Below are 23,078 nucleotides of genomic sequence, written 5' to 3' on the forward strand. Positions count from 1 at the left end.
GATGATTGAAATTGAACTCGACGGTAAAAAGGTGAGTGTTGCTCAAGGCAGCACAGTGATGCATGCGGCTGAGCAAGTTGGCACCTACATCCCTCACTTTTGTTATCACAAAAAGCTCACCATCGCCGCCAATTGTCGTATGTGCCTGGTCGAGGTGGAGAAAATGCCTAAGCCCATGCCAGCCTGCGCCACCTCAGTCACGCAGGGGATGGTGGTGCATACCAAGACAGTCAAGGCTATCCAGGCGCAGCAGTCAGTTATGGAGTTCCTTCTGATCAATCATCCGCTGGATTGTCCTATTTGCGACCAGGGAGGGGAGTGCCAGTTGCAGGATCTGGCGGTGGGATATGGCGCATCTGCCTCGCGCTACGATGAGGAGAAGCGGGTCGTTCACGTCAAAGACGTTGGTCCTCTGATTTCGATGCAGGAAATGACGCGGTGTATTCATTGCACGCGCTGCATACGCTTTGGGCAAGAGATTGCCGGCGTGATGGAGTTAGGCATGACGCACCGTGGCGAGCATGCTGAGATCGAAACTTTTGTTGGACAGACTATCGATTCAGAACTGTCTGGCAACATGATTGATATCTGCCCGGTGGGTGCGTTGACCAGCAAACCATTCCGTTACAGCGCTCGCACCTGGGAGTTGTCCCGCCGCAAGTCGGTGAGCCCGCACGACTCCACTGGCGCAAATTTGGTGGTGCAAGTGAAGGGTAGCCGAGTGATGCGTGTGGTTCCGTTTGAAAACGAAGCGATCAATGAATGCTGGATTGCAGACCGCGACCGTTTTTCCTACGAGGCACTCAACAGTGACCAGCGCTTAACGGCGCCCATGCTGAAACAAGGTGGTGTTTGGAAGACTGTCGACTGGCAAACTGCCCTGGAATACGTTGCCAACGGGCTTCAGCAAGTCATTCGCGAACACACCGCAACAGGTGTTGGCACCTTGGTCAGTGCGCACAGCACTCTTGAAGAGTTGCATCTCGCCAGCAAGCTGACGCGCGCCTTGGGCAGCGGAAATATCGACTATCGCTTGCGCAACGCTGAGTTTCCGGTCTTTGAGGGCGTGCGCTATCTGGGCACGTCGATTGCATCGCTGTCAGACTTGCAAAGCGTGCTGGTGGTTGGCTCCAATTTGCGCAAGGATCACCCATTATTTGCCCAACGCATACGTCAGGCTGTACGAAAAGGTGGCACCGTAAATGCCATTACCAGCCAGCGTGCTGACTGGGCCATACCAGTAGTCAATACCGTTGTTGCCAGATCCGTACATTGGGTGCGGACGCTGGCAGGAGTGGCGGCAGCGATAGCGCAGACGAAAGGTGTCATAGCGCCTGTTGCCGCCGAAATCACGCCAAACCTTCAGGCTATGGCCGATGCATTGACGAAGGATGGTGAGCGAAAAGCGGTTCTGCTGGGCAATGCTGCTGCTCACCATGCAAGTGCGACCAGTCTTTTGGCACTTGCCAATTGGATTGCCGCCCACACCGGGGCTTCTGTCGGGTACTTGACCGAGGCTGCCAATACCGTCGGGGCGCAGTTGGTTCGGGCGCAACCAGATGCTGACGGGTTGAACGCTGGGCAGATGCTGAGCGGTGGACTAAAGGCGCTGCTGTTGCTCAATACTGAGCCCGAGTTTGACTCGGTAGCTGGTGCATCGGCATCCAGTGCGCTGTCGACTGCAGAGATGGTGGTCACGTTGAGCCCGTTCAAGGCCAACATGGCTTTCAGTGATGTGCTGTTGCCTATAGCGCCTTTCACAGAAACTTCTGGCACCTTTGTCAACGCTGAAGGGTGTGCGCAGTCTTTCCATGCTGTCGTCAAGCCCTTGGGTGAGACCCGGCCAGCTTGGAAAGTGCTGCGGGTTTTGGCCAATACATTGGGCTTGGCGGGTTTTGATTTTGATTCTTCGGAGGCCGTTCGCGCGGATATCGCTGGTTTGGCCCTCCAAGAACATGCTGCATTTGTAGAGCGTGCATTGCTCAGCAACCAGACCGCAGAGCGGGTTCATTTGACCGACGTTTCTGGCACTCCCTGCGTGGCCGACATTTATGCGCTGGACAGTATCGTCAGGCGTGCCAGCAGCTTGCAGATGACAGCCGATGCCCTTCACGAATCGGCTGGTGAAAAGGGGCAGCATGATTGACACGATTTTCAACGCGGGGGCCGGGTTGGTTTCTGCTGACTGGTGGGTGAACGGCGCCTGGCCTGTGCTGTGGGTCTTGATCAAAATTGTTGTGCTGGTGGCGCCTTTGATGGGTGCGGTCGCTTATTTGACCTTGTGGGAGCGCAAACTGATCAGTTGGATACAAAATCGGATTGGCCCGAATCGCGTGGGTCCCATGGGATTGTTGCAACCGATTGCCGACGCCATGAAGTTGTTGACCAAAGAAGTTTTGGCGCCGGCTGCCGCCAATAAGGAGTTGTTTTTTTTGGGTCCGGTGTTGACGATCATGCCGGCACTTGCCGCCTGGGTGGTTGTGCCTTTCGGCCCTGATGTTGCACTGGCTAACATCAACGCAGGCTTGCTTTTCTTGATGGCGATTGTCTCGCTGGAGGTCTATGGTGTGGTCATCGCAGGTTGGGCATCTAACTCCAAGTACCCCTTTTTGGCGGCTTTGCGCGCCTCTGCGCAAATGGTCAGTTACGAACTGGCGATGGGCTTTTGTTTGATTATTGTGATGATGGTTTCGGCCAGCATGAACCTTTCAGAGATCGTCATGGGGCAAGACAAAGGCATGTTCGTGGATAAGGGTTGGAACTTTATGTCCTGGAACTGGTTGCCCTTGCTGCCAATTTTTGTGATTTATTTCATCTCGGGTCTGGCGGAGACCAATCGTCATCCGTTTGACGTGGTGGAGGGTGAATCTGAAATTGTGGCCGGCCACATGGTCGAGTATTCGGGGATGTCTTACGCCATGTTCTACTTGGCAGAGTACGCCAACATGTGGCTCATCTCGATCCTCTGCACTGTGTTGTTTCTGGGTGGTTGGTTGTCACCCATCGACAACGCGGTTTTCAACGCCGTTCCGGGCTGGATCTGGCTAGGTTTGAAAACGTTTGCAGTTGTTACCATGTTCATTTGGGTACGGGCGACGTTTCCACGTTATCGCTACGACCAGATCATGCGTTTGGGCTGGAAAATTTTTATTCCAGTCACTCTTCTTTGGTTGGTCGTCATCGCTGTGTGGATGCAGACGCCCTGGAACATCTGGAACTAACTGAAGCCTGCCATGCCTAATCAAACGCCTTCTGCACCCAAAGGTGCTGTCGAGCCTCCGTTCTCTTTGTCAGACTTCTTGTCCAGCTTCATGCTGTTGGAGTTCTTCAAAGGCTTCGCGCTAACCGGAAAATACGCCTTTCGCAGCAAAATCACCCAAGAGTATCCAGAAGAAAAGACGCCTTTGTCCCCGCGGTTCCGCGGACTCCACGCTTTGCGGAGGTATGACAACGGTGAAGAGCGGTGCATCGCCTGCAAGTTGTGTGAGGCCGTTTGTCCGGCAATGGCGATCACCATTGAGTCGGAGGTTCGCGAAGATGGTTCACGTCGGACAACACGTTACGACATTGACTTGACCAAATGTATTTTTTGTGGCTTTTGCGAAGAAAGCTGCCCGGTAGACTCCATCGTCGAGACCCATATTCTCGAATACCACGGCGAAAAGCGCGGCGATCTGTATTTCACCAAGGAGATGCTGCTTGCTGTTGGCGACCGCTTCGAGCGGGATATTGCAAGTAGTAGGGCGGCGGACGCCAAGTACCGCTAACCCCCTCCTCACAAGAAAGATTTTCTGGCCATGGATGTCAAGACTGGTTTTTTTTACGCTTTTTCAGCGGTACTGCTTTTTTCTGCTTTTAGGGTGATTACCGCGCGCAATCCGGTGCATGCCGTTTTGTTTTTGGTGCTGTCGTTTTTCCAGGCAGCCATGATCTGGATGTTGCTCAAAGCGGAATTCCTTTCCATCGCACTGATCCTGATCTATGTGGGCGCGGTGATGGTGTTGTTTCTCTTTGTGGTGATGATGCTGGACGTTAACGTCAAGAACGCACGCACTGGTTTCTGGAAGAATTTTCCGTTGGCGGCTGTCGTGGGCGTCGTTATTGTCCTGGAGATGACGGCGGTGTTGCTTGGTGCGTTCTCCGAGATTGATCCGATACCCGTGGCCGCCTTGGCGGAGCCAGGCATGTCGAACACACGTGCGTTGGGAAGGTTGCTGTACACCGAGTACCTCTATCCGCTGGAAGTCGCCGCCGCGTTATTGTTGGTGGCCATGATCGCTGCGGTGGCTTTGGCATTGCGCCAACGCAAAGACAGTAAAGCGATTGATGCGGGTCTCCAGATCAGGGTCAGATCGAAAGATCGCCTGGCAATTGTCAAGCTGGCGCCCACCTTGCCGGCCCGGCTCGCGCCTGAAGCCAATGAACCGACACAGGAGAACAAAGCATGACGCTGACACTAGGGCACTACCTGTCGTTGGGCGGCATCCTCTTTGCGCTGTCGGTTGTCGGTATTTTTTTGAATCGCAAGAACCTGATCGTGTTGATGATGGCCATTGAACTGATGCTGCTGGCCGTCAACACCAATTTTGTCGCCTTCTCGCACTATCTTGGTGATTTGAGCGGGCAGATCTTCGTGTTTTTCATTCTGACAGTGGCCGCGGCAGAGGCAGCCATCGGGTTGGCTATTCTGGTTGTCTTGTTTCGCAACAAGGCAAACATCAATGTGGACGAACTTGATTCGTTGAAGGGGTAAGAGGAAATGAGTCAAACCCTATCCGCCCCGGTTCTGGCAGCGATACCGCTTGCGCCGCTTTTCGGTGCATTGGTGGCCGGCATTATGGGTACCAAGTTCGGTGGCAATACTATCGGCAGGCGTGCCTCACACACCATCGCCATCGTGGGTGTTTTCGTATCCTTTATTTTGTCGGCAATTACTTTGAATAGCGTGGTCTCTGATGGCGCACGCTTCAATGACTCGCTTTACACCTGGATGGTGGTTGACGGCCTGAAGATGGAAATCGGATTCATGGTGGACGGGCTTACCGCCATGATGATGTGCGTGGTGACGTTTGTGTCACTGATGGTCCACATCTACACCATTGGCTACATGCAAGAGGATGAGGGTTACAACCGGTTTTTCTCGTTTATCTCTTTGTTTACGTTTTCGATGCTGATGCTTGTGATGAGCAACAACTTGCTGCAACTGTTTTTTGCTTGGGAGGCAGTTGGTCTGGTGTCTTACCTGTTGATCGGGTTCTGGTACAACAAGCCGACTGCCATTTTTGCCAATATGAAGGCGTTTTTGGTGAACCGGGTTGGCGACTTCGGTTTCATTCTCGGTATTGGTTTGATCGCTGCGTATGCCGGCACGCTGGACTACGTGGAGGTTTTTGCCAAGGCCCCTGAGTTGGTGGCGCTGACACTGCCTGGAACTGACTGGATGCTGGTCAGTGTGATTTGTATCTGTCTGTTTATTGGCGCCATGGGCAAGTCAGCCCAGTTTCCGCTGCACGTCTGGCTGCCTGATTCCATGGAAGGTCCCACACCGATTTCTGCCCTGATTCATGCGGCAACCATGGTGACGGCGGGTATCTTCATGGTGGCAAGGATGTCGCCCTTGTTCGAGTTGAGCGAAGCAGCACTCAACTTTGTGATGATCATTGGGGCGATCACCGCGTTGTTCATGGGTTTCCTGGGCATCATCCAGAACGACATCAAACGCGTTGTGGCCTATTCCACCTTGTCCCAGTTGGGGTACATGACCGTGGCTCTAGGCGCATCGGCTTATTCAGTGGCGGTCTTTCACCTGATGACGCACGCGTTTTTCAAAGCCTTGTTGTTTCTGGCTGCTGGATCGGTCATCATGGGTTTACACCACAACCAAGACATCCGCTGGATGGGTGGGGTTCGCAAATACATGCCGATCACTTGGATTACGTTCTTGATCGGCTCCTTGGCACTGATTGGAACGCCTTTCTTTTCCGGGTTTTACTCCAAAGACGAGATCATCATGGCGGTGCACGCCAGCAACCTGCCTGCCGCAGGATTCGCCTATTTTGCGGTACTTGCCGGCGTATACGTGACGGCGTTTTATTCTTTCCGTCTGTACTTTCTGGTCTTTCATGGCAAGGAACGCTTTGATCAAAATCCTGACGCGCATGGACATGGTCACGAAGACGATCATGGGCATGCAGCCGGCGATCATGATCATGGCAATCAAGGTCAAGGTTATGAAACTAAAGAGTCACCTTGGGTAGTGACAATTCCGTTGATCCTGCTGGCGCTCCCGTCGATGGTTATTGGTTACATGACGATTGGTCCCATGTTGTTTGGTGACTTTTTCAAAGATGCCATTTTCGTCAACGCAGAAATCCATAAGGCGATGGAGGTTCTTTCAGAGAAGTTCCATGGTGCGGCGGCACTCGCCCGACATGGTTTCTCTGCCCCGCCTTTCTGGCTGGCGCTTGCGGGCGTGCTGTCATCCTATTACATGTACATGGTCAATCCCGCTTTGCCAGCTGCCATCAAGCGAAGTGCGAAGCCGCTCTATAGCCTGCTCGAAAACAAGTATTACCTAGATTGGTTCAATGAAAACGTGTTGGCCCGCGGCGCACGCGGTCTGGGTGTGGCGCTGTGGAAGGTGGGTGACCAAACTTTGATAGATGGGGCAGTTGTGAACGGTTCTTGGCGCGTTGTCGGCCTGATCTCCGGTGTGGTCAGAAAGCTCCAGACTGGCTATTTGTATGACTACGCGCTGACCATGGTGCTCGGCATCTTTGTGTTGCTGACGTATTTCGTTTGGCTCAAATAGGGGAAATATAAAAATGGGTTTGTTGAGCCTGGCGATCTGGACGCCAATCATTTTTGGCGTGGTGCTTCTGGCGATGGGCCGAGAGGATCAGGTGCGGACAGTTCGCTGGGTTGCCTTGGGCGGTGCGGTGATCAGTTTGCTGGTCACATTGCCGTTGTACGTTTTGTTTGATAACTCGACGGCTGCGATGCAGTTTGGAGAGCTGTCCTCCTGGATAGATCGCTTCAACATCAATTACCGACTCGGCGTTGACGGTATTTCGCTGTGGTTTGTGCTGCTGACAGCGTTTATTAACGTGATTGTCGTGATTGCGAGCTGGGAGGTGATCACCAAGCGTGTCAATCAGTACATGGGCGCGTTCATGATTTTGAGCGGGTTGATGATAGGGGTGTTTTGTGCGCTGGACGGTATGCTTTTTTATGTGTTCTTCGAAGCAACGCTGATCCCGATGTATCTGATTATTGGCATTTGGGGTGGTCCTAACAAAATTTACGCTTCGTTCAAATTTTTCCTGTACACCTTGCTTGGTTCGTTGCTAATGCTGGTGGCGCTGATTTATTTGTACGTCGCCTCTGGTGGCAGCTTTGACTTGTTGACCTGGCACCGTCTGCCGCTGGAAGGGTCGACTCAAACATTGTTATTCTTTGCGTTTCTCGCAGCGTTTGCCGTCAAGGTGCCAATGTGGCCAGTGCACACCTGGCTGCCAGATGTCCACGTGGAGGCGCCAACCGGGGGCTCAGCAGTTTTGGCCGCCATCATGTTGAAGCTTGGCGCCTACGGTTTTCTGCGGTTTTCCTTGCCGATTGCACCTGACGCGTCACATGAATGGGCTGGTTTAATGATCGGTTTGTCTCTGGTTGCTGTTGTGTACGTTGGACTGGTGACCATGGTTCAAAAGGACATGAAGAAGCTTGTGGCTTATTCGTCCGTAGCGCACATGGGTTTTGTTACCCTTGGTTTTTTCCTTTTTAACGGGCTGGGTGTGTCCGGCGGCATTGTGCAAATGATTGCACACGGCTTTGTTTCTGCAGCCATGTTTCTTTGCATTGGTGTTCTTTACGACCGGATGCATTCCAGAGAGATTGCTGCCTACGGGGGCGTTGTCAACACCATGCCAAAGTTCGCAGCTTTCGCACTGCTTTTCTCGATGGCTAACTGCGGCTTGCCGGGTACAGCGGGTTTCGTGGGCGAATGGATGGTAATTCTGGCGGCAGTCAGCGTTAACTTCTGGGTTGGCATGGCGGCAGCCAGTGCGCTGATTTTTGGCGCTGCCTATTCGCTGTGGATGTTCAAGCGGGTGTATTTAGGCCCCGTTGTTAATGAGCAGGTTAAACATCTAACAGATATCAATACACGTGAATTTTTCTTCCTGAGTTTGCTGGCGATTGCAGTGCTCTATATGGGTGTTTATCCAAAACCATTTACCGACGTGATGGACGTTTCAGTGACAGAGCTGCTGAAACACGTTGCTCAGTCAAAACTGCCTTAGGCCGTTCCCCGAATTCCAAGAAAAAGATATTCACATGTTTGACAAACTTAGTTTGCTGGCGGTCGTTCCAGAAATCATCCTGCTGATCATGGCCTGCGCAATCATGATCATTGATTTATGGGTGAAGAGCAAGAATCGCGGTCTCACCTATGGGCTTACTCTCCTGACGCTGGCAGTGGTGGTTGCACTCGAAGCGGCTTCTGCGACGTCAGGGCAAACAGTGTATGCGTTTAGCAACATGGTTGTGAATGATTCGATGGGCGACTGGCTGAAGTGCTTTGCTGCTGCCTCGATGATGGTTGTGCTGATCTATGGGCGTGACTATGCAGCAGAGCGTGACATGCTGCGCGGTGGTGAGTTATTTACTTTGAGTTTGTTCTCTTTATTGGGCATCTTCGTGATGATTTCCGGGAATAACCTTCTTGGCATTTACATGGGCATCGAGTTGTTGACCCTGTCCAGTTATGCGCTGGTGGCTTTGCGACGGGACCACGTCTTGTCGACCGAAGCGGCCATGAAGTACTTTGTGCTGGGTGCCTTGGCTTCTGGTTTTCTTCTGTACGGCATGTCCATGCTCTACGGCGCTACCGGGTCACTGGACCTGCATCAGATCCTCCAGGCGATCAATTCCGGTCAGATCGATCGGCAAATTCTGGTGTTTGGGCTGGTGTTTTTGGTCGCTGGCTTGGCGTTCAAGCTGGGGGTTGTACCTTTTCATATGTGGGTACCCGATGTGTACCAAGGTGCGCCGACGGTGATCACCTTGATGGTTAGCAGCGCGCCGAAGCTCGCAGCGTTTGCGGTGTTCATTCGGTTGCTCGTTGAGGGTCTGCTGCCGTTGGCCGTGGACTGGCAGCAAATGTTGATGGTTCTGGCCGTGGCGTCTTTGCTAGTGGGTAATCTCGCCGCCATTGCGCAGACCAACGTCAAGCGCATGTTGGCCTACTCAACGATCTCACACATGGGCTTTGTTTTGTTGGGCTTGATGTCGGGTGTAGTGAATGCCAACCCGGATGCGGCAGGGGGCGCTTATGGTTCCGCGATGTTTTACGTGGTGACCTATGTGCTAACTACTTTGGCAAGCTTTGGCGTCATCCTGCTTTTGTCGCGGGACGGGTTTGAGAGTGAAGAAATTTCTGACTTTGCCGGTCTCAACCAACGCAGTCCTCTTTACGCTGCCATCATGGCTCTGTGCCTGTTTTCTATGACTGGCATTCCGCCCACAGTGGGTTTTTACGCCAAGCTTGCCATTTTGGAAGCGCTGATAGCCACTGAGGCGACATCGCACATTGTTCTGGCGGTGTTTGCCGTCATGATGTCTTTGATTGGCGCTTTCTACTACCTGCGGGTTGTCAAGGTGATGTACTTTGATCCACCTACAAGCACTGCCCCCCTTACCGCCTCTGTGGAGGTTCGTGCCGTGCTCACGGTCAATGGCGCCTTGCTTCTGGTTTTGGGATTGTTGCCTGGCGGACTCATGACTTTGTGCGCGGATGCAATGATGAAGATGCTGGCAACTTAATCGTGCCCATCTAACGTCACCTGACGCGTTTTTTTGCAGGTTTTAGACTTGGAACATTTGCACGAGCGCAAGGTGTCAGGCACCGTACTGTGCAGGGGAAGTTTCTTACATGTCCTGTGCGATGGTGTGGAACTCCCCAACGGTGCGCCAGCGACGCGTGAGTATGTCGTTCACCCGGGTGCGGTGATGATCGTGCCACTCATCGAAGATGCTCCTGGCCAATTTCGTTTGGTCTTGGAGCGACAGTTTCGTTACCCCGTCAATCGCACCGTCATAGAGTTTCCCGCGGGAAAGATTGACGCAGGAGAGGAGCCCTTTCAGTGTGCTCAGCGTGAGCTGCGCGAAGAGACGGGATACGTGGCGGCTTCCTGGGCCCGAGCGGGAATGTTGCACCCGGCGATTTCTTATTCCACCGAGTTCATCGATATCTGGTTTGCGCGTGGTCTCGTGGCAGGTGAGAGGCGGCTTGACAAAGATGAATTTTTGGACGTTTTTACTGCGACGCCTGCTGAACTGATGTCTTGGTGCCGACATGGTCAGGTGACAGACGCCAAAACGCTTGTTGCGGCATTGTGGTTGGAAAACGTACTTTCTGGTGCCTGGGCACTAGATTGGTCGGATAACCACGCCGAGGAATAGCGCAGCCAGTAGGCGTGTTATCACTGCTTAGGCGCTAAAGCTGACAATACGCCCAGTCGCCCGGCCTTGCTCGTTGAGCACTGACGGCGCAGTTGGATCGTTTTTAAACCAATTTCGGTCAACCCGAAGTCTGGTCAGGCAGTCACATTCAACAGACGACCTGTTGGTTGCCCCAGTATGTTGATCACTGGTTTGGCCGGTTTTGCAGGCTAGGCATCACTTCCGTCTGCTGTTGCTTGGTTTCAGGGCCGCCAATTGGGCTTTTTGGGAAGACATGGGCTGCTGGGTGGACTGAATCTGCGCTGCGCGGGTGCTGGAAACTTCCATGATGAATTCCTGTCAAAGTTACGGCATCGGTTTACAAGCCTTCAGTCAGGTCTACAAGTCCGCGTTTATCAAACCCCTATTCAGGCATTAAATTGCAGGGCCGCCAACCCAGCGTAAACGCCACCCAGGCCCACCAGTTCGGCGTGGGTTCCCTGTTCCACAAGTCGCCCATGGTCGATTACCACAATGCGGTTGGCTTTTTGCACTGTGGCCAAGCGGTGCGCAATCACCAGTGTGGTGCGATCACGCATGGCTGATTCCAGAGCTGCCTGTACCATTCGCTCACTTTCAGCATCGAGTGCGCTGGTTGCCTCGTCCAGCAGCAATAAGGGTGGATTTTTCAGGATGGCACGCGCAATCGCAATTCGCTGACGCTGTCCGCCGCTCAGGCGAACACCGCGCTCGCCAAGAAACGTGTCATAGCCTTGGGGGAGGTCGGTGATAAAACCATCCGCAAACGCCGACATGGCCGCCGCTTTGACCTCAGCATCAGTGGCTTCTGGTCGCCCATAACGGATGTTTTCCAGCGCACTGCTTGAAAAGACGACCGCATCTTGAGGAACGATACCGATATGCTGGCGAAGATCGGACAACGTCATGTCGCGGGTGGGAACGCCATCAAGCAGGAGGCGGCCGTTTTGCGGGTCGTAAAAACGCAGCAGCAACTGAAATACCGTGCTCTTGCCTGCTCCGCTGGGCCCTACCAGCGCCACGGTCTGCCCAGCCGGGATGATCAGTGAAAATTCATGCAGGGCAGCTTGGTTTGGTCTGGACGGGTAGTGAAAGGTAATTGAATCAAATTCAATAGCACTCCCCGCTTTATCTATAAGGGTTTGAGCCGGATTTAATGGGGATTTAATGGGTGACTGACTAGCCAGAAGCTCCATCAGCCGCTCAGTGGCACCTGCAGCACGCAGCACGTCGCCGTAAACCTCACCCAGCACCGCGAAAGCACTGGCCAGGATGATGACGTAAATCACCGTTTGTCCGAGGTGCCCTGCACTGATGGTGCCTGCCAGCACCGCCTGCGTCCCCTGATACAAGCCCCACAACAGGGCAGCACTGGTGGCGATGATGATGAAGGCTACCAGCGCCGAGCGCGTTCCTGAACGCCGCACCGACACCTCAAATGCTGTCTCGGTGGCCTGGGTAAAGCGACTGGTTTCACGCAGCTCTGCGGTGTAGCTTTGCACAACGGGGATGGCGTTCAGAACTTCTGCGGCAATGGCGCTGGAGTCTGCAGCGCGGTCTTGGCTGGCGCGAGAAAGTTTACGCAAGCGCCTACCAAACGCAGCAGTCGGTACCACGATCAAAATTAAAATCAGCAGCACCTGTGCCATGACCACTGGATTTGTCCACACCAAAATCACCAAAGCACCTGACCCCATGACCAGATTACGTAGCCCTTGGCTCAGGGAGGAGCCAACCACCGTTTGCACCAATGTCGTGTCGGCGGACAAACGCGACAAAACCTCACCCGTCTGCGTCGTTTCAAAAAACTGCGGACTCTGCTGCAGTACGTGTGCATAAACTGCGTTGCGTAAGTCGGCGCTAACCCGCTCGCCCAGCCAGCTCACCATATAGAAGCGTGCTGCCGAAAAAACACCGAGGGCAACAGCCACGGCAAACAAAAGCGCAAAGTGACCACGCACGGCCATCATCCCATCACCCGGGCTACCAGGTGTCAGTCCGCCATCGATCAAACTGCGCAGGGCGAGCGGAAAAGCCAGTGTCGTCACCGCAGCCATGATCAGAAACGTCAATGCCAAACCAATGCGTAGCTTGTGGGGCCTAAGAAAGGGCATCAACCCTGACAGTGACTTGGGGTGATGGGCGGGCTTGGAGTCTTCAGACATGTAGGGAGTGTTTTTGGGTGGCACTAAAAGCGCAGAAACTCGCAGGGGTTGCTGCAGCGAGTTTAATCGGGGCACTTTCAAGGTCGTTAGAGTGCCTGTGACATGGCCTGAAAAGGTGACACTCGGTGACGAACGGGCGAACTTGTGGGCAGACGGCGGGCGACAGCGCTACAGTACCTCTGTCGACCCCGATTGCGATGGTCGGACACGAAAAAATCCCCGCAGTACGCGCACTTGTGTTGTCCTGCCTGGGCCATAAACGCTCCTGGGTGGGGTCAACCGACGCACCCGCATTGACAGCGCGCGTTGCTCAAAGCGCAATTTGAAGAAGACGTTCAGCAGCGCGAAGAAGACGCGTTAATGACGATGATTTGAAGAAGACGAGCACCCACGAAAACGCACGCTCAAACCGGAAGAATCAATGCAGATTCAGACCGGCGGCCACAGAACTAAGACCAGTTAGCTATTGACCAACAAGGACGCGATCCGAACACCTTCCAAGGCGTCTGTGGCAATGGCATCTGCCCCAAGGCTTTGCGCACTGATGCCGCCGGAAAAAAAAGCAGGGCCACCAAGGAGTATCGGAATGCTTGGATTACACGACGTCTGCTTCAGGGTTGTGACAAGCTCCAGCAACCCACCGAACTGCTGGGTGAGACTCACTGACAAGCCAATTAAATCAAACCATTCATTTTTTGCGGCAGCATACAGCTCAGAAGGCGTGTTGGCGATTTCGACCACGACTTGCCAGCCACTCTTGCGAAAGAACTCGGACGCCATAGCGAGTCCAAGAATATGTTGCGAGCCTGGTGCCGACGCCAGCATGATCCGCTTGGAAGTGCCGGCATTTTGTGGACCACTCTGATACTCGAAGCCGATTCGGTGCGTGACCTGGTGCATACGCAACAGGCCCAACGTAACCTGGGTGAAATCGGTACGCTCCTGTTCCCACATCAGGCCCAAATGACGGGCGGCAGGTGCAATCAGGTCTAAAAAGATACTGTCGCTGTTGACGCCATTGAGTAGCAAGCCTTCGACGAAGGTCAGCACATCTTCGGGCTCTCGGGACACACAAAGCTCAGAGAAGGTGGCTACATCAGACGCTGCGGGTTTGAAGGACAGATCGAAATTCTGCGAGTTTGCAGCCCCAGCATGCGGGTGAGCTTCCAAAAGTCGCGGGATGATCTGACTTTCAATCAAGCTGCGTAGGGATCCAGCGCACGCATCTTCAGCCGGGATCCCAAACTGTTGGGCTAACACTTTTGAAGAGGCGGAACGAATGGCGCTGTTTTGCATAGCAATCCTTGGGTATAGACGCGCTAGCGTGATCAGGTTGAATGAACTCGCTGGAAATGTTTTGAACGGATCGGTATGGTAACCCCAACGGTTTACAAATCTCGTTCTCGCAAACAACGCTCTTTTTGCTGTCAGCAATGCTGTCTTCGTCCGGTGCAGTCCCGCACTGGTGTAAATATCAGTTGACAACTTGTGGCACTTATATATAGTCACGAACAAATGTCAAGTTGAAGTGACAGAAATAGCGAGGCCCTATGGATTTGTTAAAGCGCGCAGAAAAAGCCCTTGAGTTCCATTTTGAAAGAGCTGCTGGATTGGGCGCACCGCCAAGACTGGTTGAGGCTATGCGGCACGCAGTGTTTTCTGGTGGCGCCAGAGTTCGTCCGCAACTGGTTTTGTCGGTGGCCATGGCCTGTGGTGAGGATGCTCCCGAATTGACCGACGCTGCGGCCTGCGCTGTGGAGTTGATGCATTGTGCATCCTTGGTTCATGATGACATGCCCGCTTTTGACAATGCGGATATCCGTCGTGGGCGGCCTTCGGTGCACAAAGCGTTTGGAGAACCTCTGGCTTTGTTGGCCGGTGATGCGTTGATTGTGATGGCTTACCAAGTGTTGTTGAACGCGGGCAAGTCTGATCCTGAGCGCTTGGTGGCCTTGATGCACGCCTTGAGCGCTGGTGTGGGATTGCCATCTGGTATCGTGGCGGGACAAGCTTGGGAATGTGAAGTAAAGGCCGACCTTGGCCAGTATCAGCGCGCCAAAACAGGTGCACTTTTTGTTGCTGCTACCTGTTCTGGCGCATTGTGTTGCGCCAGCGACGCTGGTCCTTGGGCAACGCTGGGTGCGAGCCTCGGTGAGGCCTATCAGGTGGCAGACGATATTCGCGATGTCATGGGACAAGCCATTCTGCTGGGCAAGCCCTCTGGTCAAGATGTCTTGCATGCGCGCCCGAGTGCCGCTAGTGAACTGGGTCTGGATGGTGCTATGGCGCACTTTCAGTCCCTGATTGAGCTGGCAATTGCTAGCATCCCGGAATGTTCGTATCGGGAGTTGTTGCAGCAGTTGGTTCGCCGTGAAGCCGAGCGGCTGGTTCCCAGCGCTGCCTTCGCTGAGTTCAAGCGCCAGAGTATGCTTGCACCCCAAAGCATGTCTGCTTAAGTAGACCCAAAACAGCATAACCGCGAGTATCGATAGTGGACAATTTGGATGTTGCCAAGGCAGCGCACGCCGGTCTTGAAGGCTCGTCTTGGCTGGACGGATTTTATAAAAAGCTTGACGATTGGATGACCCGGCCGGAGCTTTACCGGAAGTCAATCTCCAACCCCGTGACGCGCTGGTTTACCCAGCGTCGGACCCAACAAATCTTCGACTTAATGTCCGGTTTTGTGCACTCTCAGGTGTTGTTGGCTTGCGTCAAACTCAATATTTTCACTATTGTCAAACAGTCGCCAGCCACATTGGAAGAGTTGTCGTCACGTTGCCGTGTGCCTGCCCCGGTGTTGCAGCGTCTGCTGCTGTCAGCTGTTGCGCTGCGCTTGTTAGAGCACAGGGGCAGCCAACGTTTTGGCCTCGGTGCGTTGGGGGCGCCACTGGCTGCGCATGAAGGAATCAGGGCTATGGTGGAGCACAACAATTTGCTCTACCAAGACATGGCTGAACCTCTGGAATTCTTGCGAGATGCTTGGCGTGGCGACATGGCTTCCTATTGGACCTACGCGCACAGCGAAGCGCCTGCGCAGGACTCCAAGCGGGATGCTGCCCAAGTGGGGCGTTATTCGGCACTCATGGCTGCTTCGCAGAACTTTGTCATTGAAGAGATTCTTGGAGCCTATTCGTTTCACAAACACCATTGCATGATGGACGTGGGCTGTGGCATGGGACGCTTTGTTGCCGCAGTAGCGCAGCGCGAACAGCACCTCACCTGCAAGCTATTTGATCTTCCAGCGGTCCTCGATCTGGCCCAAAAGAGTCACACAGCACTTGGCATTGACAGCCGCATGCACTACTGCCCTGGCAGCTTCTTTGACGACCCGATTCCTCATGGCGCTGACTTGATTACGCTGGTGCGGGTGGCACACGACCATTCAGATGCCGCAGTCATCAAGATTCTGAAGAACATCCACAGTGCACTGCCTGCAGGGGGCGCGCTTTTACTTGCAGAGCCCATGGCCCAAGAGCCAGGCGACAAGCCGCTGGCGGACGCCTATTTCCACCTGTACTTGTTGGCTATGGGGTCGGGCAGATTCCGCACACCCAGTGAGCTTTCCGCCATGCTTACAGAGAGCGGTTTTGCCAGCGTAGAGCAGGTACCCAACGCCATGCCAATCCACACACGTATCCTGCTGGCCCGGAAATCTACGGCCGCCTAAGTAATTACCCTAATAAATTGAATAAACTGTAAATTCAAGTTGACAAATGTGAATGTCAACTTAGAATTAAAATCATGAAAGCCCAAGCGATCGTTTTCCAGCAACCCGAGCATCTTTCGGTGCTATCTTTGGATTTGCCTGAGTTGGCTGATCACCAAATACTGGTGCAAGTTGAGTACAGCGGCATCAGTACCGGCACCGAAAGACTATTGTGGGACGGCAGCATGCCGCCTTTTCCGGGGATGGGCTATCCCTTGGTGCCTGGCTATGAGACAGTTGGCCGTGTGGTCAAGGTTGCAGGCGAAAGTTCTTTGGAGGTGGGTCAGCGCGTATTTGTGCCTGGCGCCAACTGTTTCCAAGGAGTCCGCAATCTGTTTGGCGGAGCAGCATCTGACTTAGTTATTCCTCATGATCGCGCTATCCCTGTCCCTGATGGATTGGCAGAGCAAGCGGTTTTGTTGGCTCTGGCGGCTACGGCCTACCACGCAGTTGCCGGTGGTGGCAAGCGTGAAGTGATTACATCTCCTGATTTGATCGTGGGTCACGGTGTCATGGGTCGATTGTTGGCCCGGTTAACTGTGGCCTCTGGTGCGCCTGCTCCCACAGTTTGGGAGACTCAAAACGTGCGTATGTCTGGTGCTCAGGGCTACAACGTTGTGCATCCTGATGAGGACCTACGGAAGGACTACAAAGCCATTTACGACGTCAGTGGTGACAGCAACTTGCTGGATAAACTTATTTTGCGTTTGGCTCCCGGTGGTGAAGTGGTTCTAGCGGGCTTTTACACCAAGGATCTTCATTTTGCTTATGCGCCAGCCTTTATGCGCGAAGCCCAAATTCGTACGGCCGCTGAGTGGAAGCGTGCGGACTTGTTGGCGGTGACTGAGTTGGTAACCACTGGCAGGCTTTCACTTGAGGGGTTAATCACCCATCACCAGTCTCCACGGAATGCCTTGGCTGCCTATAAGGTCGCTTTTGGTGACCCTCTTTGTTTGAAAATGATTATGGATTGGAGTGCCCACGCATGACCACCTTGGTTACTCCTGCTGAGCAAGCTATCAAATTTGTTGACCGCTTACGCCAAGAGGCATCAGAGCCTTTGGCGGAGGTGTCAACATCCGAGCCGACCAAGGAAACGCAGATCATAGCGATCTATGGCAAAGGCGGAATCGGCAAAAGTTTTACGCTGGCTAACCTGAGTTACATGATGGCGCAGCAGGGAAAAAAAGTTTTGCTGATCGGTTGCGACCCCAAAAGCGATACCACCAGTCTTCTTTTCGGTGGTAAGGCATGCCCAACCATCATCGAAACCTCTTCCAGATTGAAGCTTGCAGGCCAGGCTGTCAGCATCAGTGATGTCTGTTTCAAGCGGGATGGTGTTTTCGCTATGGAGTTGGGCGGGCCGGAAGTTGGCAGGGGCTGTGGTGGCCGAGGCATCATTCACGGCTTTGAAACACTCGAGAAGCTTGGCTTTCACGACTGGGGTTTCGATTTCGTGCTGCTTGATTTCTTGGGTGACGTGGTTTGCGGCGGTTTTGGGCTGCCCATCGCACGCGATATGTGCCAGAAGGTGATTGTTGTTGGCAGCAACGATTTGCAATCTCTCTACGTTGCCAACAACGTTTGTTCCGCTGTTGAGTATTTCCGCAAGCTCGGTGGTAACGTTGGTGTTGCCGGCATGGTTATCAACAAGGATGATGGTACGGGCGAGGCTGCCGCCTTTGCTGCGAATGCAGGCATCCCAGTTTTGGCGGCCATCCCTGCGAATGAAGACATTCGCAGGAAGAGTGCCAGCTACGAAATTATTGGTATTCCTGGCGGTGAGTGGGGTCCCATGTTTGAGGAGCTTGCTACAAACGTCGGCTTAGCGCCGCCAGTGCGGCCCAAGCCGCAGACGCAGGATCAGTTGCTGAGTCTGTTCAGCGCAGATGTTGTTGGGCGCAATGTGGTGCTTCAGCCTGCAACTGCTTTTGACATGGTAGGGCGTCATGATGTCGTCAAGCCCAGTCTGGAAGTCGTCTACGACAACGCTTGAGCCATGTTTTTGAACTCAACTACTGTTCCAGATGCCGTGCCAGAAGTGCAGTTCACTGCGCTTGAAGGTGACGGTATGGGTTGTCACGCGGGTGGTGAAAAGCTGCTGTCAGCTGCGAAAGCCTCGGGTAAAGCTGAAGTGTTACTGCAATACGCCAAAGACTACCCCCGAGATCCAAAGGCGGGTCCACATGATCAGCCGCAAAGCATGTGTCCAGCATTTGGCGCGTTGCGGGTTGGCCTGCGCATGCGCAGAACCGCGACGATTCTGTCGGGTTCGGCATGTTGTGTGTACGGGTTGACATTCACCTCCCACTTCTACGGTGCCCGGCGCAGTGTTGGTTACGTCCCTTTTAACTCTGAGTCGCTGGTGACTGGTAAGTTGTTCGAGGACATCAGAGAAGCTGTCCACGCGCAGGCAGACCCTGAAGTGCTCGATGCTATCGTTGTCATCAATCTTTGTGTTCCCGCAGCCAGTGGCGTTCCGTTGCAGCTGCTGCCCAAGGAAATCAACGGTGTTCGGGTCATCGGTATCGATGTGCCAGGCTTTGGTGTACCGACGCATGCGGAAGCTAAAGACGTACTCGCTGGTGCTATGTTGCGCTATGCGCGGCAAGAAATCCAAAGTGGTCCAGTCCAGGCTCCTCGCGGCGGGGTGGCTAGTATGCCCACAGTTACGCTTCTTGGTGAGATGTTCCCGGCTGATCCGGTAGGTATTGCACAGCTTCTGGCTCCCATGGGGCTAGCAGTTGGACCAGTCGTACCCACCCGGGAATGGCGCGAGCTTTATGCCGCACTCGATTGCGTGGCAGTCGCTGCTATTCACCCGTTTTACATCGCAAGTGTGCGGCAGTTTGAAGCGGCTGGCAGACCTGTGGTCGGATCGGCTCCTGTGGGGTTGGACGGCACTTTGTCGTGGCTGCAAGCAATTGGTCAGGCAGCGGGTATCACACAGGCAAAGATCGATTTGGCTAAGGATCGGGCAGCACTTGCACTGCGGGGCGTATTGGCGACCAGTTCCATCAAAGGCCGCGTTACTCTGAGTGGGTACGAAGGTTCCGAGTTGTTGGTCGGTCGCTTGCTGGTGGAATGTGGAGCTGACTTGAAGTATGTGGGCTCCGCTTGCCCGGCCACACCTTGGAACCAGGCTGACGCAGATTGGTTGCGATCAAAAGGCGTTCAAGTGCAGTTTCGTGCTTCACTTGAGCAGGATATGGCTGCAGTTGAAGAATTCAGGCCAGACCTTGCGATAGGAACAACGCCTATCGTTCAAAAGGCCAAACAGATGTCAATTCCAGCGCTGTATTTCACTAACCTGATCTCAGCTCGTCCGTTGATGGGCGCTGCCGGTGCGGGTTCACTGGTGCAGGTCGTTCAGGCAGCTATTGGAAACCGCGCCCGTTTTGAAGCCATGACAGCTTTTTTTGAGAATGTTGGTTCCGGTGATGCGGCTGGTATTTGGGAGGATGTCCCAGTGGCGCATCCAGAGTTTCGCGCTGAAACTCGTCGGCAGTTGGATCGCTTGCTCAAAAAGCGCAAAGCCGAGGAGATGGGCTGATGTACATCCTCGACCATGATCGTGCGGGTGGCTACTGGGGAGCAGTCTATGTTTTTGCTGCTATCAAGGGTCTCCAGGTTGTTATTGATGGCCCGGTCGGATGCGAGAATTTGCCGGTTACGTCAGTGTTGCATTACACCGATGCACTTCCCCCACATGAACTGCCGATTGTCGTTACCGGTTTAGGTGAAGAGCAACTCGGCCGTGAGGGTACCGAAGGCGCTATGAAACGTGCGCATGCCACCTTGGATCCTGATTTGCCAGCAGTGGTTGTGACGGGGTCTATTGCGGAAATGATTGGTGGTGGTGTCACTCCAGAGGGAACGAACATCTTGCGTTTTCTGCCTCGTACCATTGATGAGGACCAGTGGCAATGCGCTAACCGGGCGATCTTTTGGCTCTGGAGTGAGTACGGGTTACGCAAGATTCCCGAACGTTTGGCCCTGCTAGACCGGCCCAAAAGCGATAAGCCTCGAGTTAATATCATAGGTCCGTCGTACGGAATGTTCAATTCACCGAGCGACCTCGCCGAGGTTCGTCGCTTGGTAGAGGGTATTGGCGCTGAAGTCAATATGGTGTTTCCTCTTGGTAGTCATTTGGCAGATGTCAAAAATCTTGTCAACGCTGATGCCAATATTTGTATGTACCGGGAATTTGGTCGGATGCTTTGCGAAGCCCTCGAGCGGCCCTATTTGCAAGCACCGATCGGTCTGCACAGTACGACTCAATTTTTGCGCACGCTCGGCGAGATATTGGGATTAGACCCCGAGCCATTTATTGAGCGAGAAAAACACACCACGCTGAAACCGCTGTGGGATCTTTGGCGCTCGGTCACACAAGACTTCTTCTCGACTGCAAGTTTCGCAGTAGTCGCTAACGAAACATACGCACGTGGTTTGAAGCACTTCCTAGAAACAGAGATGGGCTTGCCGTGCAAATTCAGCATTTCTCGGACCGCAGGCACGAAGACGGATAACCATAAGATTCGCGAGTTGTGCAAAAAGCAAACGCCGCTCATCATGTTTGGCAGTTACAACGAACGTATGTATCTGAGTGAGCTCTCCGGTGCCGGGCCAATGCGGGCGTCGTTTATACCGGCATCTTTTCCTGGTGCGGTGATTCGCCGGCATACCGGTACTCCTTTTATGGGGTACAGCGGTGCTACTTATGTCATTCAAGAGGTCTGTAATAGTCTCTTTGATGCACTTTTCCACATTTTGCCGCTAGGAACGGATTTGGATCGTGTTGACCCAACACATGCGCGCGGCGTAGTCACTCCAAATGCAGCTTGGCATCACGATGCACAAATGCGGATGCGCGACATTATCCAGAGTCAGCCGGTATTGATACAGATTTCCGCTGCAAAGAGGTTACGAGATTTGTCGGAGAGGTTTGCTCGTGAGGCAGGGCAAGAAACCGTGTCTGACGCTCACGTGCACCATGCCGCAGACGAATTGGGATTAGGAGTTCATGCATGAGTGCGAGCCAGCATGACTTAACGCCAGAGCTTTGTTTTAGCTTTGGACAACAAATGTCAAGGCTCGACGCCTTGGCTACTCAGGTTGCGCGGGTTGTGCGCATCATTGGCCGAAAGGCTATTTTTGTGAAGGAGCATTCGCATGTCGAATCAAACCTCTATTTCCGGACTGACTGACGAGGAAGCCCAGGAATTCCACAAGTTCTATGTTCAAGGTTTTGTGGGATTTACAGCGGTTGCTGTGGTCGCGCACGTTCTTGTTTGGGCTTGGCGTCCCTGGTTTTAATGCTGCTGTTAGGTTTTAAGAGCTAACTGTCATGGATCAAAACCCTCATTTGCAAGGTGAATTTCTGCATGCAGAAAAATCACTGGCTTTTTGGATGATTTTTGCGCCGGTGTTTGTTATTTTTTTTATTGCATCAGTACTGGCTTCGCTGGTGGGTGTGCAATGGAGATCATTATTGCCCGGCGCTGAAAATTCAAAAGGCTTCTTTGAAGGCGTAAGTTCTGCGGTTTATACACTCATGTCATATATTATTTAGGAGAAATGACCATGTGGAGAATTTGGCGTATGTTCGACCCTATCAGGGTTATGGTTGCTCAAGCTGTTTTTCTGTTTGCTTTGGCCGCGATGATTCACCTCATCTTGCTGGGTACCAACAAGTTCAATTGGCTGGATGGCCAAAAAAATGCTGGCGCAGTTGCGGTTCAAAACGCACCGCTGCCCGCACCAATTCCTTCAGCAGGGTCTTAAGGACTTTGTTCACGGATAGCAAACGGACCCATAGTTTTGGGTTTCGTTTGCACAGTTTTTGTAATCAATTCGGAATTGGCGCATAGTCAGTTCCAGTTAGGCGGGTGAAATCATGGCGATGCTCAGCTTTGAAAAGAAGTACAGAGTTCGTGGGGGAACTCTTATAGGCGGTGACCTTTTCGACTTTTGGGTCGGACCGTTTTATGTCGGGTTCTTTGGTGTCACCACATTGTTTTTCAGTGTGCTTGGGACGCTCATGATCCTTTGGGGCGCCTCGCAAGGCCCGACCTGGAATCTTTGGCAAATCAGCATTGCACCGCCAGACCTGTCGTATGGTCTTGGTATCGCGCCACTGATGCAGGGCGGGCTGTGGCAGTTGGTAACTGTCTGTGCCATCGGTGCCTTTGTGTCATGGATGCTTCGAGAGGTTGAAATCTGTCGCAAGCTTGGTATGGGCTTGCATGTACCGCTCGCTTTTGGTGTTGCTATTCTTGCTTATGTGACTTTGGTTGTTATTCGCCCAGTTTTGATGGGCGCTTGGGGGCATGGTTTCCCCTACGGCATATACAGCCACTTGGACTGGGTGTCAAACGTCGGCTACCAGTATTTGCACTTCCATTACAACCCAGCTCATATGCTGGCCATCACGTTCTTTTTTGGAACCACTTTTGCGCTGTCGCTGCATAGCTCGCTGATTGTCTCGGCCTCCAACCCCAAAAAAGGCGACATGGTGTGTGCACCTGAAGCGGAAGACACTTTCTTTCGGGACATTATTGGTTACTCCATTGGCACACTGGGTATTCATCGCCTTGGCTTGTTCCTGGCGCTGGCTGCGGTTTTGTTCAGTGCTTTGTGTATTGTGATTAGTGGTCCATTTTGGACTCGTGGCTGGCCCGAATGGTGGGGCTGGTGGCTGAATATGCCGATCTGGAAATAAGTCAGGA

At 53.3% G+C, this 23,078-nt stretch carries 21 protein-coding genes; 19 read left to right on the forward strand and 2 right to left on the reverse strand.

Features of this window, described 5'->3' with window-relative positions; genetic code table 11:
• Nucleotide 1: 1 nt before the first annotated feature.
• From nuoG to BLL52_RS10605, 9 genes are read left to right on the forward strand one after another with little or no spacing between them, the layout of a single operon-like run.
• Nucleotides 2-2,146: an NADH-quinone oxidoreductase subunit NuoG gene (nuoG, locus tag BLL52_RS10565; protein ID WP_075586625.1), complete on the forward strand. Its 2,145-nt coding sequence runs from the start codon at nucleotides 2-4 to the stop codon at nucleotides 2,144-2,146.
• A complete protein-coding gene (nuoH, locus tag BLL52_RS10570) occupies nucleotides 2,139-3,221 on the forward strand; it encodes an NADH-quinone oxidoreductase subunit NuoH (protein WP_075586626.1) in 1,083 nt (360 codons plus the stop codon). Before nuoG ends, nuoH begins: the two co-directional genes overlap by 8 nt.
• A gap of 12 nt (nucleotides 3,222-3,233) precedes the next feature.
• Complete coding sequence (nuoI, locus tag BLL52_RS10575) at nucleotides 3,234-3,767, forward strand: NADH-quinone oxidoreductase subunit NuoI (RefSeq protein ID WP_075586627.1); 534 nt, start codon at nucleotides 3,234-3,236, stop codon at nucleotides 3,765-3,767.
• Between the two features lie 30 nt (nucleotides 3,768-3,797).
• A complete protein-coding gene (locus BLL52_RS10580) occupies nucleotides 3,798-4,448 on the forward strand; it encodes an NADH-quinone oxidoreductase subunit J (protein WP_075586628.1) in 651 nt (216 codons plus the stop codon).
• A complete protein-coding gene (gene nuoK, locus BLL52_RS10585) occupies nucleotides 4,445-4,753 on the forward strand; it encodes an NADH-quinone oxidoreductase subunit NuoK (protein ID WP_075586629.1) in 309 nt (102 codons plus the stop codon). The genes BLL52_RS10580 and nuoK overlap by 4 nt, the downstream gene beginning before the upstream one ends.
• A 6-nt stretch (nucleotides 4,754-4,759) precedes the next feature.
• Nucleotides 4,760-6,811, forward strand: a complete 2,052-nt coding sequence (gene nuoL, locus BLL52_RS10590; protein ID WP_075586630.1) for an NADH-quinone oxidoreductase subunit L — start codon at nucleotides 4,760-4,762, stop codon at nucleotides 6,809-6,811.
• 13 nt (nucleotides 6,812-6,824) lie between these two features.
• Nucleotides 6,825-8,300 carry an NADH-quinone oxidoreductase subunit M gene (locus BLL52_RS10595; RefSeq protein WP_075586631.1) on the forward strand — a complete coding sequence of 492 codons (1,476 nt, stop codon included), beginning with the start codon at nucleotides 6,825-6,827 and terminating at the stop codon, nucleotides 8,298-8,300.
• Nucleotides 8,301-8,334: 34 nt separating this feature from the next.
• Nucleotides 8,335-9,822, forward strand: coding sequence for an NADH-quinone oxidoreductase subunit NuoN (nuoN, locus tag BLL52_RS10600; protein WP_075586632.1), 1,488 nt, complete (start codon nucleotides 8,335-8,337; stop codon nucleotides 9,820-9,822).
• A 48-nt stretch (nucleotides 9,823-9,870) separates the two neighbouring features.
• Complete coding sequence (locus BLL52_RS10605; protein ID WP_241839115.1) at nucleotides 9,871-10,461, forward strand: NUDIX domain-containing protein; 591 nt, start codon at nucleotides 9,871-9,873, stop codon at nucleotides 10,459-10,461.
• A gap of 407 nt (nucleotides 10,462-10,868) precedes the next feature.
• On the opposite strand, the gene BLL52_RS10610 is transcribed toward BLL52_RS10605, so the two are convergent.
• Nucleotides 10,869-12,644 carry an ABC transporter transmembrane domain-containing protein gene (locus tag BLL52_RS10610; protein ID WP_075586634.1) on the reverse strand — a complete coding sequence of 592 codons (1,776 nt, stop codon included), beginning with the start codon at nucleotides 12,642-12,644 and terminating at the stop codon, nucleotides 10,869-10,871.
• A gap of 459 nt (nucleotides 12,645-13,103) precedes the next feature.
• Nucleotides 13,104-14,129, reverse strand: coding sequence for a cobalamin B12-binding domain-containing protein (locus BLL52_RS10615; RefSeq protein WP_241839117.1), 1,026 nt, complete (start codon nucleotides 14,127-14,129; stop codon nucleotides 13,104-13,106).
• A gap of 65 nt (nucleotides 14,130-14,194) precedes the next feature.
• Between BLL52_RS10615 and BLL52_RS10620 the strand changes: the two genes are divergently transcribed.
• From BLL52_RS10620 to pufL, 10 genes are all read left to right on the forward strand, one after another.
• The gene (locus BLL52_RS10620) at nucleotides 14,195-15,100 is read left to right on the forward strand and encodes a polyprenyl synthetase family protein (RefSeq protein WP_075586635.1); all 906 of its coding nucleotides are present in this window, start codon (nucleotides 14,195-14,197) and stop codon (nucleotides 15,098-15,100) included.
• Between the two features lie 215 nt (nucleotides 15,101-15,315).
• Nucleotides 15,316-16,311 (forward strand): acetylserotonin O-methyltransferase, encoded by a 996-nt coding sequence (locus BLL52_RS10625; RefSeq protein ID WP_241839119.1) that lies wholly within the window; start codon nucleotides 15,316-15,318, stop codon nucleotides 16,309-16,311.
• Between the two features lie 74 nt (nucleotides 16,312-16,385).
• Nucleotides 16,386-17,339 (forward strand): chlorophyll synthesis pathway protein BchC, encoded by a 954-nt coding sequence (gene bchC, locus BLL52_RS10630; protein ID WP_075586637.1) that lies wholly within the window; start codon nucleotides 16,386-16,388, stop codon nucleotides 17,337-17,339.
• The gene (locus BLL52_RS10635) at nucleotides 17,336-18,346 is read left to right on the forward strand and encodes a chlorophyllide a reductase iron protein subunit X (RefSeq protein WP_075586638.1); all 1,011 of its coding nucleotides are present in this window, start codon (nucleotides 17,336-17,338) and stop codon (nucleotides 18,344-18,346) included. The genes bchC and BLL52_RS10635 overlap by 4 nt, the downstream gene beginning before the upstream one ends.
• Nucleotides 18,347-18,349: 3 nt before the next feature.
• Entirely contained in the window at nucleotides 18,350-19,903 is a 1,554-nt protein-coding gene (gene bchY, locus BLL52_RS10640; RefSeq protein WP_083633897.1) for a chlorophyllide a reductase subunit Y, read from the forward strand.
• Nucleotides 19,903-21,381, forward strand: a complete 1,479-nt coding sequence (gene bchZ, locus BLL52_RS10645; RefSeq protein WP_075586639.1) for a chlorophyllide a reductase subunit Z — start codon at nucleotides 19,903-19,905, stop codon at nucleotides 21,379-21,381. The genes bchY and bchZ overlap by 1 nt, the downstream gene beginning before the upstream one ends.
• 141 nt (nucleotides 21,382-21,522) lie before the next feature.
• On the forward strand, nucleotides 21,523-21,666 hold the full coding sequence (pufB, locus tag BLL52_RS10650) for a light-harvesting antenna LH1, beta subunit (protein ID WP_075586640.1): 144 nt from the start codon (nucleotides 21,523-21,525) through the stop codon (nucleotides 21,664-21,666).
• Between the two features lie 31 nt (nucleotides 21,667-21,697).
• Nucleotides 21,698-21,922: a hypothetical protein gene (locus BLL52_RS10655; protein WP_075586641.1), complete on the forward strand. Its 225-nt coding sequence runs from the start codon at nucleotides 21,698-21,700 to the stop codon at nucleotides 21,920-21,922.
• 11 nt (nucleotides 21,923-21,933) lie between these two features.
• Entirely contained in the window at nucleotides 21,934-22,134 is a 201-nt protein-coding gene (pufA, locus tag BLL52_RS10660) for a light-harvesting antenna LH1, alpha subunit (protein ID WP_075587193.1), read from the forward strand.
• A 112-nt stretch (nucleotides 22,135-22,246) separates the two neighbouring features.
• Nucleotides 22,247-23,071 carry a photosynthetic reaction center subunit L gene (pufL, locus tag BLL52_RS10665; RefSeq protein WP_075586642.1) on the forward strand — a complete coding sequence of 275 codons (825 nt, stop codon included), beginning with the start codon at nucleotides 22,247-22,249 and terminating at the stop codon, nucleotides 23,069-23,071.
• Nucleotides 23,072-23,078 lie beyond the last annotated feature (7 nt).

This window comes from Rhodoferax antarcticus ANT.BR (assembly GCF_001938565.1).
Lineage (GTDB): Bacteria > Pseudomonadota > Gammaproteobacteria > Burkholderiales > Burkholderiaceae_C > Rhodoferax > Rhodoferax antarcticus.

Coding starts and splice junctions, on each gene's coding strand:
- bchY (WP_083633897.1), top strand. CDS start 18,350: ATGTTTTTGAACTCAACTACTGTTCCAGATGCCGTGCCAGAAGTGCAG.
- nuoI (WP_075586627.1), top strand. CDS start 3,234: ATGCCTAATCAAACGCCTTCTGCACCCAAAGGTGCTGTCGAGCCTCCG.
- BLL52_RS10655 (WP_075586641.1), top strand. CDS start 21,698: ATGGATCAAAACCCTCATTTGCAAGGTGAATTTCTGCATGCAGAAAAA.
- nuoL (WP_075586630.1), top strand. CDS start 4,760: ATGAGTCAAACCCTATCCGCCCCGGTTCTGGCAGCGATACCGCTTGCG.
- pufL (WP_075586642.1), top strand. CDS start 22,247: ATGGCGATGCTCAGCTTTGAAAAGAAGTACAGAGTTCGTGGGGGAACT.
- nuoK (WP_075586629.1), top strand. CDS start 4,445: ATGACGCTGACACTAGGGCACTACCTGTCGTTGGGCGGCATCCTCTTT.
- BLL52_RS10610 (WP_075586634.1), bottom strand. CDS start 12,644: ATGTCTGAAGACTCCAAGCCCGCCCATCACCCCAAGTCACTGTCAGGG.
- BLL52_RS10625 (WP_241839119.1), top strand. CDS start 15,316: ATGTCCGGTTTTGTGCACTCTCAGGTGTTGTTGGCTTGCGTCAAACTC.
- nuoG (WP_075586625.1), top strand. CDS start 2: ATGATTGAAATTGAACTCGACGGTAAAAAGGTGAGTGTTGCTCAAGGC.
- BLL52_RS10580 (WP_075586628.1), top strand. CDS start 3,798: ATGGATGTCAAGACTGGTTTTTTTTACGCTTTTTCAGCGGTACTGCTT.
- BLL52_RS10635 (WP_075586638.1), top strand. CDS start 17,336: ATGACCACCTTGGTTACTCCTGCTGAGCAAGCTATCAAATTTGTTGAC.
- nuoN (WP_075586632.1), top strand. CDS start 8,335: ATGTTTGACAAACTTAGTTTGCTGGCGGTCGTTCCAGAAATCATCCTG.
- pufB (WP_075586640.1), top strand. CDS start 21,523: ATGTCGAATCAAACCTCTATTTCCGGACTGACTGACGAGGAAGCCCAG.
- BLL52_RS10595 (WP_075586631.1), top strand. CDS start 6,825: ATGGGTTTGTTGAGCCTGGCGATCTGGACGCCAATCATTTTTGGCGTG.
- bchZ (WP_075586639.1), top strand. CDS start 19,903: ATGTACATCCTCGACCATGATCGTGCGGGTGGCTACTGGGGAGCAGTC.
- bchC (WP_075586637.1), top strand. CDS start 16,386: ATGAAAGCCCAAGCGATCGTTTTCCAGCAACCCGAGCATCTTTCGGTG.
- pufA (WP_075587193.1), top strand. CDS start 21,934: ATGTGGAGAATTTGGCGTATGTTCGACCCTATCAGGGTTATGGTTGCT.
- nuoH (WP_075586626.1), top strand. CDS start 2,139: ATGATTGACACGATTTTCAACGCGGGGGCCGGGTTGGTTTCTGCTGAC.
- BLL52_RS10620 (WP_075586635.1), top strand. CDS start 14,195: ATGGATTTGTTAAAGCGCGCAGAAAAAGCCCTTGAGTTCCATTTTGAA.